Origin of the sequence: Sphingomonas insulae (assembly GCF_010450875.1) — a bacterium.
In the GTDB taxonomy this organism is placed as follows: Bacteria; Pseudomonadota; Alphaproteobacteria; order Sphingomonadales; family Sphingomonadaceae; genus Sphingomonas; species Sphingomonas insulae.
The window spans coordinates 1,808,533-1,821,726 of sequence record NZ_CP048422.1; the positions used below are offsets into that span (position 1 = coordinate 1,808,533).

Below are 13,194 nucleotides of genomic sequence, written 5' to 3' on the forward strand. Positions count from 1 at the left end.
CGTTCCGACTTAGCGCGTAGACGGGCGCGATGTCCGAATTGCCCGACACGCCGTTGCTCGATACCGTCAAGACGCCGGAAGAGCTTCGAAAACTGAAGCCCGAACAGCTTCGCCAGCTCGCCGACGAGCTGCGGCAGGAAACGATTTCCGCGGTCGGATCGACCGGCGGCCATCTTGGTTCGGGGCTGGGCGTCGTCGAATTGACGACCGCCATCCACTACGTCTTCGACACGCCGCGCGACCGGCTGGTGTGGGATGTCGGCCATCAATGCTATCCGCACAAGATCCTGACCGGGCGGCGGGATCGCATCCGCACGCTGCGCCAGGGCGGCGGCCTCAGCGGTTTCACCAAGCGGAGCGAGAGCGAATACGATCCGTTCGGCGCGGCGCACAGCTCGACCTCGATCTCCGCGGCATTGGGCTTTGCGGTGGCGAACAAGCTGGCGGGGACGCCGGGGCGCGGCATTGCCGTGATCGGCGACGGATCGATGTCCGCGGGCATGGCCTATGAAGCGATGAACAACGCCGAACAGGCGGGCAACCGGCTGGTCGTGATCCTCAACGACAACGACATGTCGATCGCGCCGCCGGTCGGCGGCCTGTCGGCCTATCTGTCGCGCATGGTGTCGAGCCGCGAGTTCCTGGGGGTGCGCGACATCCTGAAGAAATTCGCCCGCCGCCTGCCGCGCCCGTTCCACCAGGCGGCGCGCAAGACCGACGAATTCGCCCGCGGCATGACGATGGGCGGCACGCTGTTCGAGGAACTGGGCTTCTATTACGTCGGTCCGATCGACGGCCACAACCTCGACCACCTGATCCCGGTGCTGGAAAACGTCCGCGATGCCGAGGAAGGGCCGATCCTGGTCCATGTCGTCACCAAGAAGGGCAAGGGCTATGGCCCCGCCGAGGCGGCGGCGGACAAGTATCACGGCGTCCAGAAGTTCGACGTCATCACCGGGGCGCAGGCCAAGGCGCCGCCGGGGCCGCCGCAATATCAGAACGTCTTCGGCGATGCGCTGATCGAGGAAGGCAAGCGCGATCCCACGATCGTCGCGATCACCGCGGCGATGCCGTCGGGCACCGGCGTCGACCGGTTCGCCAAGGCATTTCCCGACCGCGCGTTCGACGTCGGCATCGCCGAACAGCATGCCGTCACCTTTGCCGCGGGGCTTGCCGCGCAGGGGATGCGACCGTTCTGCGCGATCTATTCGACCTTCTTGCAGCGGGCCTACGACCAGGTGGTGCACGACGTGGCCATCCAGAACCTGCCGGTCCGCTTCGCGATCGACCGGGCGGGACTCGTCGGCGCGGACGGCGCGACGCATGCCGGCTCGTTCGACGTCACCTATCTGGCGACGCTGCCCAATTTCGTCGTGATGGCGGCGGCGGACGAGGCGGAGCTGGTGCATATGACACACACCGCCGCCTGCCACGACAGCGGCCCGATCGCGGTGCGCTATCCCCGCGGCGCGGGGACGGGCGTGGCGCTGCCCGAGGTGCCGCAGCGGCTGGAGATCGGCAAGGGCCGCATCGTGCGCGAGGGCAAGACGGTCGCGATCCTGTCGCTCGGCACGCGGCTGGAAGAGGCGCTGAAGGCGGCCGAGGTGCTGGAGGCGAAGGGGCTGTCGACCACCGTCGCCGACCTGCGCTTCGCCAAGCCGTTGGACGAGGCGCTGATCCGTCGCCTGTTGACCACGCACGAGGTCGCGGTGACGATCGAGGAGGGCGCGGTCGGCGGCTTCGGCGCGCACGTGCTGACGCTGGCGAGCGACGAGGGGCTGATCGATGGCGGGCTGAAGCTGCGCACGATGCGCCTGCCCGATACGTTCCAGGACCAGGACAAGCCCGAGAAGCAATATGCCGAAGCCGGGCTGGACGCCGACCACATCGTGCAGACCGTGCTCCGGACGCTGCGCCACAACAGTACCGAGGTGACCGAAGGCGCCCGCGCGTGAGCGGCGGCGCGAAGGCGGCGATCATCATCGCGCTCGCCGTCGTGGTGCTGGTGGCGGTGAACATCCGGATGTATCGCGCGATGAAGGCGGCGACGGCGAAGGGGCGGGAAGAGGGCGAGGGCTGAAGGTTCACCGCTCTCGCCTCGATCGCTCCGACGTGGTATGACGATGGCATGAAGTTGACCAAGACACCCGATGGCTATGTGGTGCAGGTCCCCGACGATGTCGTCGCGGCACTGGGACTGCGGGATGGAGACTCGGTGCGGGTGTCGCGGCCGAGCGTTGTCGAGCTGACGGTTTCACCGGAAGATCGCGACAGTGCGATCGAAGAGATGAAGCGGCTTGCTCGGCCACTGCCCGCCGATTACAAGTTCAATCGTGAGGAAGCCAATTCCCGGTGAGTCGGGTATTCTTCGATTCCAACGTTCTTGTTTACGCCTTCTCGGCCGATGCCCGGAGCCCCGTCGCCTACGCTTTGCTCGACCGGGGCGGGGTGGTGAGCGTGCAGTCGCTCAACGAACTTACCAACGTCCTTTTGCGCAAACAGAAGATGACCTGGATCGAGGTCAGGAGGGCGATCGATCTGGTGCTGACCCGATGCCCATCGATCGTCGTGCTCGATCTGGATACTCATCGGCTGGGTGTCGCCATGGCGGAACGCCACACGCTGTCCGTCTACGACGGCATGATCGTCGCCGCCGCGCTGACCGCGGATTGCGACATCCTCTATTCCGAGGATATGCACGCCGGCCTCGTCATCGACGGACGCCTCACGATCGTCAATCCGTTCGCACCCGTCGCCTGAGGCCTCACCGCCCCAGATAATGGTCCTGCGCGGCATCGGTGGCGTTGATCGCCAGGATCGATCGCGCGTCGCCGGGGGAGCGGGCGTGGCCGTGGCCGTCGGTGCCGGCGGCGATGACCCGGCCGAGCAATTCCTGCCCCTCGTGCCACCAGCCGACGCCGCTGGCGGCGTTCAGATGACCCTGCGGCCCCGCATCGACGAAATGGCTGCCCCATTGCGCGGCGAGGCTGTGCGCGCGCTCGATGCCGATCCAGGGATCGTCGCTGGACGCGACCACGATCGACGGGAAGGGCAGGGGCGTCTTCGGCGTAGGGGCGAAGGTCCGTAGTTCGGCCGGTGCCTCGGGCCGGTCGACATCGGCGGGGGCGACGAGCAGGGCGCCGGCCACCGGCCAGCCGTATGGCTGCGGGCTGAGGTCCGCCCACCATGCCACCGCCAGGCAGCCGAGGCTGTGCGCGGCGAGGATCACCGGCGCTTCGGCCCGTGCGATCGCCTGGTCGAGCTTCGTCACCCAGGCGTTGCGATGGGGCGTGTTCCACATGCCGAGTTCGACACGCACCGTGTCGGGGCGGGCATCCTCCCACAAGGTCTGCCAGTGCGATGGGCCGGAGCCGCCGAGGCCCGGCACGGTCAGGATGGTCGGTTGCGCGGCGTCGAAACTGGAAAATCCGGTCATGGCTGCATCTCCCTCCAGCGAAGGGCGTGTCCGGTGCGTCGCGTCAGGACCCACCGTCGGCACGCCCCCCTGAGCCTCGAAGATAATCCCATCGTTTCAGTGGGCAATGGCGATGCGCCAGTCCGACGACCGGCAGCGGCGGACCGAACGGGGTGACGGCGGCCCATGGTTCGGGATAGGGAGCGGCGATGGCCAAGATCCGTGCAGACCAGATGCTCGTCGACCGCGGGCTCGCCGAATCGAAGACGCGGGCGCAGGCGCTCATCATGGCCGGACTGGTGTTCGCGGGCACGAGGAAAGTCGACAAGCCGGGGCAGGCGCTGGCGGACGACGTCGCGCTCGACGTGCGCGGCCGCGACCATCCCTGGGTATCGCGCGGCGGCATCAAGCTGGCGCATGGCCTTGACCATTTCGGCTGGGACGTCGCCGGGGCGGTGGCGATCGACGTCGGGTCGTCGACCGGCGGTTTCACCGACGTGTTGCTGACCCGCGGCGCGGCACGGGTCTATGCGGTCGACAGCGGCACCAACCAGCTGGCGTGGAAGCTGCGGCAGGATGCGCGCGTGGTCGTCCACGAACAGACGAGTGCTCGCATTTTGACCGCGGCGCACGTTCCCGAGGCCATCGACCTCATCGTCTGCGATGCGAGCTTCATCGGCCTTGCCAAGGTGCTGGAGCGGCCGATGACCTTCGCGCGCGGGGGCGCACGGCTGATGGCGCTCATCAAACCGCAATTCGAGGCGGGGCGGGACGAGGTGGGGAAGGGCGGCGTCGTCCGCGATCCCGCGATCCGCACGCGCGTGTGCGAGGCGGTCGTCGCCTGGCTGACCGACGCCGGCTGGAGCGTCGCCGGCGTGGTCGAAAGCCCGATCACCGGGCCGGAGGGCAATGTGGAATATCTGGTCGCGGCGTCCCGAAACGAACCGCCAACGGAACGATAACCCTATCGGACGCTTTACGAAGGCTGCGCGGCGCGGCAAGGGCGACGCATCATGTTCGAGGAACGGCGAGTGGGCGGCATCGCATCCAGGGGTCAGTTGCGGATGTCGTTCCTGCGCTGGGCGGTGTTCACCGTCCCCCTGATCCTGCTGCTCGGCTTCGCTTCTGGTCGCGCGGTGCCGTCGGGCAGCGACAACGCATGGTATATGGCGTTGCAAAAGCCGGCGGCGACCCCGCCGGGCATCGTCTTCCCGATCGCCTGGACGTCGCTGTACATCCTGCTCGGCCTTGCGGTCGCGGTGATCCTGCATGCGCGCGGCGCGCGGGGGCGGGGGCCGGCACTGGGCCTGTTCGCGGTGCAATTCCTGCTGAACCTGGCGTGGACCCCGCTGTTCTTCGGCATGCACCAGGTCGGCGCTGCGCTGCTGGTGATCGTCGCCATGCTGGTGCTGGCGATCCTGACGACCGTCCTGTTCGGCCGCATCCGCCCGCTCGCTGCCTGGCTGATGGTGCCGTATCTGGTCTGGATCAGCTTTGCCGGCGTGCTGACATGGCGGATCGGGCAGCTGAACCCCGATGCGGCAACCCTTGTGCCAGCGGCCCATACCTCCCAGATGCTGTGACGCAACCAGACGCCGGGAAGAGAAATATGCAGTCCGACAACCGCCTGTTCGATGATTTCGTGAAGCTGATGAACGGCGCCGCCGGCACGCTGGCAGGCGTGGGGCGCGAGGCGGAATCCGGTGCGCGTGCGCGTGCGCGGGAATGGATCGGCGGGCTCGATTTCGTCAGCCGCGACGAGTTCGAGGCGGTGAAGGCGATGGCCGTCGCCGCGCGCGATGAGAATGACGCCCTGAAGGCGCGGCTCGACGCGCTGGAGGCCAAGGGCGATGCCGCCCTGATCGCCAGCGAGGCCGCCGCCCCGGTAACCGGCGATCCGGTGCCGACCGCCTGACCGACTTTTCCACAGCTTTATCGACACTTTTGTCCACGACGGGGTTGCCGGGGCGTTTTTGCCTCGGCAGCCTTGCCGTGCGATAAGAGGCGTAACGATGCTCGACCACGCTGAACACGACCAGGATCCCGCCGCGCCGATCGACATGCTGGAGGCATATTATGCCGCGCATGGCTGGGAGCACGAGCGCCACGAGGACGAGATCGTCGCGACGGTCAAGGGCAGCTGGACGACCTACGAATTGCGCGCCCTGTGGCGCGAGGACGACAGCGTTCTCCAGTTCCTGGCCTTCCCCGATATCAAGGTGACCGACGATCGCCGCGGCGCGGTGTACGAGGCGATCGGCCTGGTCAACGAACAGCTGTGGATCGGCCATTTCGAATTGTGGTCGTCGTCGGGCGTGCTGCTGTATCGCCATGCCGCGATGATCGACGGCGAGGACGAGGGCACCATGTCCCTCGGCGCGACCGAATTGCTGGTCGAATCCGCGATCGAGGAATGCGAACGCTTCTACCCGGTGTTCCAGTTCGTCCTGTGGGGCGGCAAATCCCCCAAGGAGGCGCTTGCCGCCGCCCTGATCGAGACGCAGGGCGAGGCCTGATGCGGCTGCTGATGATCGGTGCCGGCAACATGGGCGGCGCGATGCTGCGCCGCTGGCTGGAGGCCGGCATGGCGCCCGCCGACGTGACCGTGGTGAGCCCCAGCGGGCGCGCCATGCCGGACGGCGTCCATGCGGTGCGCGCGATCCCCGATCCCGCCGATGCGACCTATGACGCGATCATGCTCGGCCTGAAACCGCAACAGCTGGGGACGTTGCGCGACGGCCCGCTGCGCGGCCATGCGCCGCGCTGGCTGATCTCGATCCTCGCCGGTGTCGAGGCGGCGACGCTGCGATCGGTCAGCGACGCCCGCATGGTGGTGCGTGCCATGCCCAACCTGCCGGTGGGAATCGGCCAGGGCGTGGTGGCGCTCCATTCCCCGGATGCCAATGCCGACGATCGCGCCGCGCTGACGACGCTGATGCAGCCGCTGGGCCTTGTCGAATGGATCGCCGAAGAGGCGCGGTTCGACGATGTCACCGCCCTGGCCGGCTGTGGCCCCGGTTTCGTGTTCCGGTTCGCCGATGCATTGGCGCAGGCGGGCGCGGCGCTGGGCCTGCCCGCCGACCAGGCGGCGCGGCTGGCCCTTGCGACGCTGCACGGTTCGGCGACGATGGCCGCCGAGGCGGACGTCACCCCGGCGATCCTCGCCGATCGCGTGGCCAGTCCCGGCGGATCAACCCGCCAGGGGCTGAACGTGCTGGATCACGACGATGCGCTGGTCGCGCTGCTCACCGCGACGCTGGCCGCATCGGCGCGGCGCAACCGCGAAATGGCGGCCGCGGCGCGCTGACCCGCCAGCGCGCGTCAGCGCGTCGGGTTCAGGACCGCAGCCCTTCGACCTGAGCCCGATCCGGGTCGGGGATCATCCCTTCCAGGACCGCCCAATAGCCCGACACCGCATCCTGCCCCGCGGCCTGATAGGCGTGCGACATCTTGATCCGGACCGATTCGAACAGATCGCTTTCCATCCGCGCGCCCTCCTCGGTCAGGCGCAACAGGCGTTGGCGGCGATCGCGTTCGCCCGGGCGGGTAGTCACCAGCTTGCGGTCGGTCAGTTCGTTGAGTACGCGCCCTAGCGACTGTTTGGTGATCGCCAGCAGGCCGAGCAATTCGCTGACCGTCAGGTCCGGCTTGCGCGCGATGAAGTACAGGGCACGATGGTGCGCGCGGCCTAATCCCTGTGCCGCGAGGCCCTCGTCGACGGAGCGGGTGAGATGGCTGTGGCCAAAATACAAAAGCTCCATGCCGCGACGAAGTTCGGGTTCGCGGAGGAACTGGGCGGAAGCGGAAGGAGCTGTGGCAGCCATGTTGACCGTTTTAGACACCGCCCGTACGCGTCTGCAACCCCTGATGCCTGAGAGAAATCGATGACCGCTCCTTTCACGTCCGGTTCCGCCGCTTTTCGCTTCGATCCCAACGCCGCGCCCGTCGACGCCAATGAGCGTACCGCGCGGCTGGTCGATCCCGGCTTCGGGCGGGTCTTCACCGACCATATGGCGGTCGTGCGCTATACCGAGGAGCGTGGCTGGCATGACGCGGCGATTACCGCGCGCGCGCCGATCACCGTCGATCCGTCGACCGCGGTGCTGCATTACGCGCAGGAGATCTTCGAGGGGCTGAAGGCCTATCGCCTGGACGACGGGGCGATGGCGCTGTTCCGGCCCGATGCCAACGCCCGCCGCTTCAACAACAGCGCGCGGCGGCTGGCGATGCCGGAACTGCCCGAGGAATTGTTCCTCGAATCCTGCCGCCAGCTCGTCACCACCGAGCGCGACTGGTTTCCCGAGGTCGACGGCGGTGCGCTGTACCTGCGCCCCTTCATGTTCGCATCCGAAGCGTTCCTGGGCGTGAAGCCGTCGTCCGAATATCTCTATATGGTGATCGCCTCGTCGGTCGGCGCCTATTGGAAGGGCGGGGCGCGTGCGGTGTCGATCTGGGTCAGCCAGGATTACACGCGCGCCGCACCCGGTGGCACCGGCGAGGCCAAATGCGGCGGCAATTATGCCGCCAGCCTGCTCGCCCAGTCCGAGGCGATCCGCCAGGGGTGCGACCAGGTCGTGTTTCTCGATGCAGTGGAGCGGCGCTGGGTCGAGGAACTGGGCGGCATGAACGTCTTCTTCGTGTTCGACGACGGATCAATGGTGACGCCGCCGCTGACCGGCACGATCCTGCCCGGCATCACCCGCGATTCAATCATCCGCATCGCCCGCGACCAGGGGATCGAGGTGCGCGAGCAGCTGTACGGCATCGACCAGTGGCGCGAGGACGCGGCGAGCGGCCGCCTGACGGAGGCGTTCGCCTGCGGCACCGCGGCGGTCGTCACCCCGATCGGCGAGGTCGCGAGCCCCGAGGGACGCTTCACGATCGGCAGCGGCGGCACCGGCCAGCTGACCCAGCGCATGCTCGACGCCCTGTCGGCGATCCAGCGCGGCCGTGCGCCCGATCCGCACGGCTGGCTGCAGCGGCTGGACTGAGGTTTGCAGGCGCGGTGCGAAAAGTCCTGTCGCCGGGGCTTTTCACGCCCGCCGACCCGGCTATAAGGCCGCCTCTCGTTGGGGCGTCGCCAAGTGGTAAGGCAGCGGCTTTTGGTGCCGCCATCCGCAGGTTCGAATCCTGCCGCCCCAGCCAGTTTTCCGGTCTGTACCAGCAGACGCACCCTTACCCGCCTCGACGGCTCATCGGCCGGATCGGTATCTTGCAGGTATGGGAAAGTCGAACCGGACAGCCGCGCTTGAGCGCAAGATCGAACTGCTGCTTGGCGAGCGCGAGCAGAAGATGGAAGAGATTGAGGCGGCTGAACGCCTGATCGCGCAACTACCGGAGTTGCGAGGCCGCCTCGGAGAGATCGATAAGCTGGTCACAGCCTGTGAGGACGTGATCCGTAGCGACCAGCCGGCTTGGACACGGGACCACATCAAACCGTCTCGGCCCTTCGTTCACAAAATCCCTGTGCGCATCGGAAATTGCAGCAGGACAGCGCTCGACGTGCTTCGCCTCGCAGGCGAACCCATGAGAGTTCGAGACATCGCTATCGCTGTCTTGGCGCGTGAGGGAATCACCGATCCGGACAAGGGGAACATCATCAAGGTGTCCAACACCGTGGGGAATGCACTCAAGAAGAAGCTGAAAGACGGCTACGTCGCGACCGATGGGGCATGGCCCGGCTCGTGGTGGGCAGTGCCTGCTTCCGAATGAGTCATGCTGAACTTGTTACGCAGATGTTAGCTAGACTAATCATAGATGATCATTGATGTTAGCTAGACTTGACTCGCTTTCTGTGGGTTGATCACAGTTGACCAGAATTGCAAATCTGGTAACAACCTCTCTGCGAGCATCCTGCACGCAAAGAAGCCCAGCGGGGTAGTGACCCGCCGGGCTTCTATCGACCAACTCCCTAGCCGGGAGAGAGGAGGTGAACCGTGCAGATCAACTGCGCGATAACGCCGCTTTAGCGCGAGTCGCAGAGGGAGTCGAGTCCTAATTGGGCTCGGCTACCCTCAGCACCGTTACCTTCATAGCTAACAAGCATTGTAGGAAGAAGTCTGCGGTAAAGCTGCCACGACTCATCTTATTTCTGATGCTGTTGTTGGTCTCTTCTACGCCAATGTCGGCAAGGGCTGTGACAAGCCCATCGTAGGTTAGCTCGCGTCGCGCCATCTCAGCTTTTAAAATACGCCGCGCTTCGCCATCTCGAATGTGAGACATAGATCGCCTTTATGAGACTTTTGTCCGTAGATTCGACACGCAGCCTGTTGCACATGTGGGACATACGTGTCACATCCGAGACGTTCGTAACGACTCGGAGGAAGAAGCGCCACACAAACTCGCCTCGTCAGCGGCTGCTACGCTTGGCGTTCTCGACATTGCTGAGATGTCGGAAGCTGAGTGCGAGTCACGCTTTGAGGCGCTTCGGTTCGCCTCGTCTGGCGGCGAGCCTTTTTGTGTGTGGTGCCAGTGCCCGGTGGTTTATCGCATCACTCGCAAGGTGAAGAACCGAAAGACCGGTACGATCACGCAGCGTCGGCTCTTCAAATGCGCCAAATGCGCCAAGCAGTTCTCCGTCACCTCGGGCACCGAGTTTCACAGCCGCAAGCTGAGCTTCAAGAAGATTATGCTGGCGACGCTGCTCTGGGCGAACGGCTCGGCAGGGCAGGCAGCGCTCCAGCTACGTCGCGATCTACGCTGTAATCACAAGACGGCTTGGCTGCTGGAGCATCGCGTCCGAGACGCGATGACGAGCTACATGGCTGGGCGGCAGTTGAGTGGCCCTATCGAAACGGACTCGACCTCGATCGGTGGGAAGGTCCGGAAGGCGAATCGGGCCGCCGATCGCAAAGGCCAGCCCCGCAGACACATGGAGAAGGTGACCAATCTGTCTGTACTGCGGGAACGTGGACGGCGGGGACGGGTCGTGCCGTTTCTCGGCGACGAGGCGAAGTTAGTCCGGGCGATCCACACGTTGGTGGATGCAAAAGCGGAGTTTTTCGTCGACGAGCATCCGGCGTGGAACGCGCTCTTCGCTCAGTTCCCTGTCCGCCAGATCAAGCACAAGGTGCAGTATTCCGATTTGCGAGGCACTTCGACAAACCTCGCCGAGTCCTACTTTTCGCGCTTCAAGCGCATGTACAATGGCATCTACCGCCACTTCTCCCCACAATACGCGCAGGCATACAACGGGGAGTGCGCTTTCCGGGAGGAGCATCGCGGCCTCTCCAACGGGGAGCAGTTTATCCTCATGCTAACCGGGGCGCTCAACCACCCGCCATCCACCCGGTGGCGGGGCTATTACCAGCGTACACGACGGAAAGCAGCGTAGTGGGTACCTTCCGCTTTCACCTCATGGGCGCTCGTCAGCCGATCGACCTTGAAGTCGCCGCCTCCACGATCGGCGACCTAGACGAAATGTTGTCGTGCCGCCGGTTCGTGGAGGGGAGGCTGGTGGAACCTGACAGTGATGGCGTTCTGAGGGGTATGCTTATCGCTACGTCTCGGATCGAGTGCGTGGTGGATGCCGATTAACCATTCATGCACGGCACCATGATCTCGCCCTTGTGCCTCACTTCCGCTTCATCGCCTTTGCCGTTGCTGCCGCCGTAGAACTCCACCTTTCCCTCGCCACTCATGCTGACCGCGCCGTGGAGGATTGTGGGCTCGTAAGCGAACTTGGCGAAGCCGACATAGCCGCCCATGCGGTTCTTCGAGTTCACCTCGCCACAGACAATCGTTACGGGCTGGCCGGCGACCGTCTGGCGGACCAACCTGATATTTCGATATTGAACGCTCGCCGGATCGATCATCTCGGCGGAAATCGTGCGCTTGGCTTGAGCGATAAGCGGTGAGACGGGTTTCGCCGCCAAAGCGCCTACCGGCAGGACTGCGATGAGCGCCACGACGCTCTCAATCTTCTTCATTCGACATGACCCCGCGTTCACCCGGCTGGTGCCGGGACGGTTAGTCACGCGCGAACACGGGGTAGCACGCCCCGCATATTTGCCTTGCGGCTATGGTATTCTGCGGGCCGCCCGACATGGCGGACCCGTGTTCTGCGCGCGAGCGCTTCTGCTCAGGTGACTAAGCCTTCACAGAGTTGCGGATTATGCAGAAACTGGAGACATGTGCAAGAACGTAGTCGCGACCTCAATCATATCGCGAGGATCAGACGTCCTGCACTGTCGCTACCGTGTTACTCGACAAGGCACATTTTTTTACAATTTTTCGGCAGTGCTTATGCGCAGTGCTAGCTGAGACCAGCCGGCACCCATTAGCCTCAGCCAACGCCACCGCCTCGAAGTGCTCAAACATCGGTATCGATCCAAGCAAAGAACTGCCATAGCTTTCAGCATACTGAGTAGCAGCGGCGATCACTGACATAGTGCTTTTAGCGTACTTGCGAGGCTTAATAGCGCTGAAAGTCCCCCATAAGTGAGGGTACAATGCTTTGAGTTGCGCGCTGACCGATTTTATAATGAGCATTTCACCGCTCTGAATGGCGCTAATAACAGACGCTCTCACGCTGTTCACCCGACTGGTCAATGCCTCCACCATACCATGGAGATCAATGAGCCAAAGCGGCTGCACGGTGGCAGGAGGCGAGGTGGCCATCGACGCGCGCTAGCCTATCAACTCGGTCTGATAGACAGGCTTTAAGCCGGTAACCCGAAAAATGTCGATTTCATCCAAATCCCCCAGCGCCTTGGCCCTCTTTAGAAGGCCAAGTAGTGCGGAGCCATAAGTCGTTTTCTTTGTTTGTATCGGATCACCCTTGCCACCTTGTCCATCCGATTGATCCCCGAGGGGAATTACTCCCACAATTTTCTTCTTCCAAGCAGCATAATCGGCAGCGGCGAGATAATCGGTTTCCACCAAGCGTAGATATGTTGCTTCTTGGCTCAGTCCAATCTTCTTCGCAAACAATCGGATAAAATTATCATCAGCGACAGGCGTATAATTAAACGCCTCCAGCGCCGATACTATAAGATGCCTCGGTGCGAGAAGGCACGCAGCGAATCTATTGCAAAATCGCTCGATCTTATTTTTTAGGACAGATGGATTAGACGCACCCTTAGCGCCAATAAGAACATGGCAAAATTCGTGGGCAAGCGTAAATAACTTACGGGCTTTGCTGCTATATGTCGTGTTAATGACAATAGCGTGCGGACCATCCGCGACGTTCATGTACAAACCTGCCGCTTCATCACTCCGAAATTGCCGATGAAGTACGAGTATTCCCATGTTTTCAATAAAACTGCGCAAGCTACCGTATAGCTTGTTGGCATCTTGCCACTCTATTTGCTGCTCGTCCGTTATGCCCCAGCGCGATCGCCAATCTTTGGCCAGCTTGATTGCATCCCTCATGCTGTAGTCGGTTTCAACTACCCGAAGGGTGTTGTCGAGATTGAAGTCATATCCAAGCGCGGAGAACGTGCTGGAGAGCTTCTCAACAAAGGAGATCGCTTTTAGAGTACCTTTTGAGAACTCTCCGATTGAGGGAGTAGCTGTGCGAAAATCCACCGGAGGGAACAGGGGCAATGTTTGGTGCGCGAAGAGGGCTTGAACAGGAACCGCCAACTCGTCGGCCAACGCAGTGATGTCGTCATCTGCCAAGCTTTTACCAGCAAGCGCCCCTTCAATGGCTGCAACAGACACACCAGAGCGTTCCGCAATCGCTGCCACGGAAAGCCCGCGTGCGTTGAGAACATGAGACAGAGTGTCGGAGGGCAACTTCAATGATAGGTAACCTAATCGCTTGGTTAAACGGTTGC

Annotated in this window: 18 protein-coding genes and 1 tRNA gene; 13 read left to right on the forward strand and 6 right to left on the reverse strand. The window is 63.6% G+C overall.

Annotated elements, in window-relative coordinates:
• The first annotated feature begins 29 nt into the window (after positions 1–29).
• Genes dxs through GTH33_RS10145 form a run of 4 tightly spaced genes read left to right on the forward strand, consistent with a single transcriptional unit; the run spans position 30 to position 2,760 of the window.
• Positions 30–1,955 carry a 1-deoxy-D-xylulose-5-phosphate synthase gene (gene dxs, locus GTH33_RS10135; protein ID WP_163958298.1) on the forward strand — a complete coding sequence of 642 codons (1,926 nt, stop codon included), beginning with the start codon at positions 30–32 and terminating at the stop codon, positions 1,953–1,955.
• A complete protein-coding gene (locus GTH33_RS18300; RefSeq protein ID WP_276508878.1) occupies positions 1,952–2,080 on the forward strand; it encodes a hypothetical protein in 129 nt (42 codons plus the stop codon). Before dxs ends, GTH33_RS18300 begins: the two co-directional genes overlap by 4 nt.
• Positions 2,081–2,128: 48 nt before the next feature.
• Positions 2,129–2,356 carry a hypothetical protein gene (locus GTH33_RS10140; RefSeq protein ID WP_163958299.1) on the forward strand — a complete coding sequence of 76 codons (228 nt, stop codon included), beginning with the start codon at positions 2,129–2,131 and terminating at the stop codon, positions 2,354–2,356.
• The gene (locus GTH33_RS10145; RefSeq protein WP_163958300.1) at positions 2,353–2,760 is read left to right on the forward strand and encodes a PIN domain-containing protein; all 408 of its coding nucleotides are present in this window, start codon (positions 2,353–2,355) and stop codon (positions 2,758–2,760) included. Before GTH33_RS10140 ends, GTH33_RS10145 begins: the two co-directional genes overlap by 4 nt.
• Positions 2,761–2,764: 4 nt before the next feature.
• Here GTH33_RS10145 and GTH33_RS10150 read toward each other — a convergent pair whose 3' ends face one another.
• On the reverse strand, positions 2,765–3,436 hold the full coding sequence (locus tag GTH33_RS10150; protein WP_163958301.1) for an RBBP9/YdeN family alpha/beta hydrolase: 672 nt from the start codon (positions 3,434–3,436) through the stop codon (positions 2,765–2,767).
• Between the two features lie 188 nt (positions 3,437–3,624).
• Between GTH33_RS10150 and GTH33_RS10155 the strand changes: the two genes are divergently transcribed.
• From GTH33_RS10155 to GTH33_RS10175, 5 genes are all read left to right on the forward strand, one after another.
• Positions 3,625–4,377, forward strand: coding sequence for a TlyA family RNA methyltransferase (locus GTH33_RS10155; RefSeq protein WP_163958302.1), 753 nt, complete (start codon positions 3,625–3,627; stop codon positions 4,375–4,377).
• A 51-nt stretch (positions 4,378–4,428) separates the two neighbouring features.
• The gene (locus GTH33_RS10160; protein WP_243848292.1) at positions 4,429–4,998 is read left to right on the forward strand and encodes a TspO/MBR family protein; all 570 of its coding nucleotides are present in this window, start codon (positions 4,429–4,431) and stop codon (positions 4,996–4,998) included.
• A 26-nt stretch (positions 4,999–5,024) separates the two neighbouring features.
• A complete protein-coding gene (locus GTH33_RS10165) occupies positions 5,025–5,330 on the forward strand; it encodes an accessory factor UbiK family protein (RefSeq protein ID WP_163958303.1) in 306 nt (101 codons plus the stop codon).
• Between the two features lie 97 nt (positions 5,331–5,427).
• The gene (locus GTH33_RS10170; protein WP_163958304.1) at positions 5,428–5,931 is read left to right on the forward strand and encodes a type III secretion system chaperone family protein; all 504 of its coding nucleotides are present in this window, start codon (positions 5,428–5,430) and stop codon (positions 5,929–5,931) included.
• The gene (locus GTH33_RS10175) at positions 5,931–6,722 is read left to right on the forward strand and encodes a pyrroline-5-carboxylate reductase family protein (RefSeq protein WP_163958305.1); all 792 of its coding nucleotides are present in this window, start codon (positions 5,931–5,933) and stop codon (positions 6,720–6,722) included. The genes GTH33_RS10170 and GTH33_RS10175 overlap by 1 nt, the downstream gene beginning before the upstream one ends.
• A gap of 28 nt (positions 6,723–6,750) precedes the next feature.
• On the opposite strand, the gene GTH33_RS10180 is transcribed toward GTH33_RS10175, so the two are convergent.
• The gene (locus GTH33_RS10180; protein ID WP_163958306.1) at positions 6,751–7,239 is read right to left on the reverse strand and encodes a MarR family transcriptional regulator; all 489 of its coding nucleotides are present in this window, start codon (positions 7,237–7,239) and stop codon (positions 6,751–6,753) included.
• Positions 7,240–7,299: 60 nt separating this feature from the next.
• Here GTH33_RS10180 and GTH33_RS10185 point away from each other — a divergent pair, with 60 nt between their 5' ends.
• From GTH33_RS10185 to GTH33_RS10195, 3 genes are all read left to right on the forward strand, one after another.
• On the forward strand, positions 7,300–8,406 hold the full coding sequence (locus GTH33_RS10185) for a branched-chain amino acid aminotransferase (protein WP_163958307.1): 1,107 nt from the start codon (positions 7,300–7,302) through the stop codon (positions 8,404–8,406).
• Positions 8,407–8,485: 79 nt separating this feature from the next.
• A tRNA-Gln gene (locus tag GTH33_RS10190) sits at positions 8,486–8,560 on the forward strand.
• Between the two features lie 75 nt (positions 8,561–8,635).
• Positions 8,636–9,127, forward strand: coding sequence for a hypothetical protein (locus GTH33_RS10195; RefSeq protein ID WP_163958308.1), 492 nt, complete (start codon positions 8,636–8,638; stop codon positions 9,125–9,127).
• 282 nt (positions 9,128–9,409) lie between these two features.
• Here the strand turns inward: GTH33_RS10195 and GTH33_RS18425 are convergent, their stop codons facing one another.
• Positions 9,410–9,637 carry a DUF6471 domain-containing protein gene (locus GTH33_RS18425; protein ID WP_420853540.1) on the reverse strand — a complete coding sequence of 76 codons (228 nt, stop codon included), beginning with the start codon at positions 9,635–9,637 and terminating at the stop codon, positions 9,410–9,412.
• Between the two features lie 166 nt (positions 9,638–9,803).
• Here GTH33_RS18425 and GTH33_RS10200 point away from each other — a divergent pair, with 166 nt between their 5' ends.
• Complete coding sequence (locus tag GTH33_RS10200; protein WP_163958309.1) at positions 9,804–10,748, forward strand: IS1595 family transposase; 945 nt, start codon at positions 9,804–9,806, stop codon at positions 10,746–10,748.
• Positions 10,749–10,947: 199 nt separating this feature from the next.
• Here the strand turns inward: GTH33_RS10200 and GTH33_RS10205 are convergent, their stop codons facing one another.
• From GTH33_RS10205 to GTH33_RS10215, 3 genes are all read right to left on the reverse strand, one after another.
• Positions 10,948–11,343 (reverse strand): hypothetical protein, encoded by a 396-nt coding sequence (locus GTH33_RS10205; RefSeq protein ID WP_163958310.1) that lies wholly within the window; start codon positions 11,341–11,343, stop codon positions 10,948–10,950.
• Between the two features lie 244 nt (positions 11,344–11,587).
• Entirely contained in the window at positions 11,588–12,034 is a 447-nt protein-coding gene (locus tag GTH33_RS10210; RefSeq protein WP_163958311.1) for a hypothetical protein, read from the reverse strand.
• Positions 12,035–12,043: 9 nt separating this feature from the next.
• The gene (locus GTH33_RS10215; RefSeq protein ID WP_163958312.1) at positions 12,044–13,105 is read right to left on the reverse strand and encodes an ImmA/IrrE family metallo-endopeptidase; all 1,062 of its coding nucleotides are present in this window, start codon (positions 13,103–13,105) and stop codon (positions 12,044–12,046) included.
• Positions 13,106–13,194: the final 89 nt, after the last annotated feature.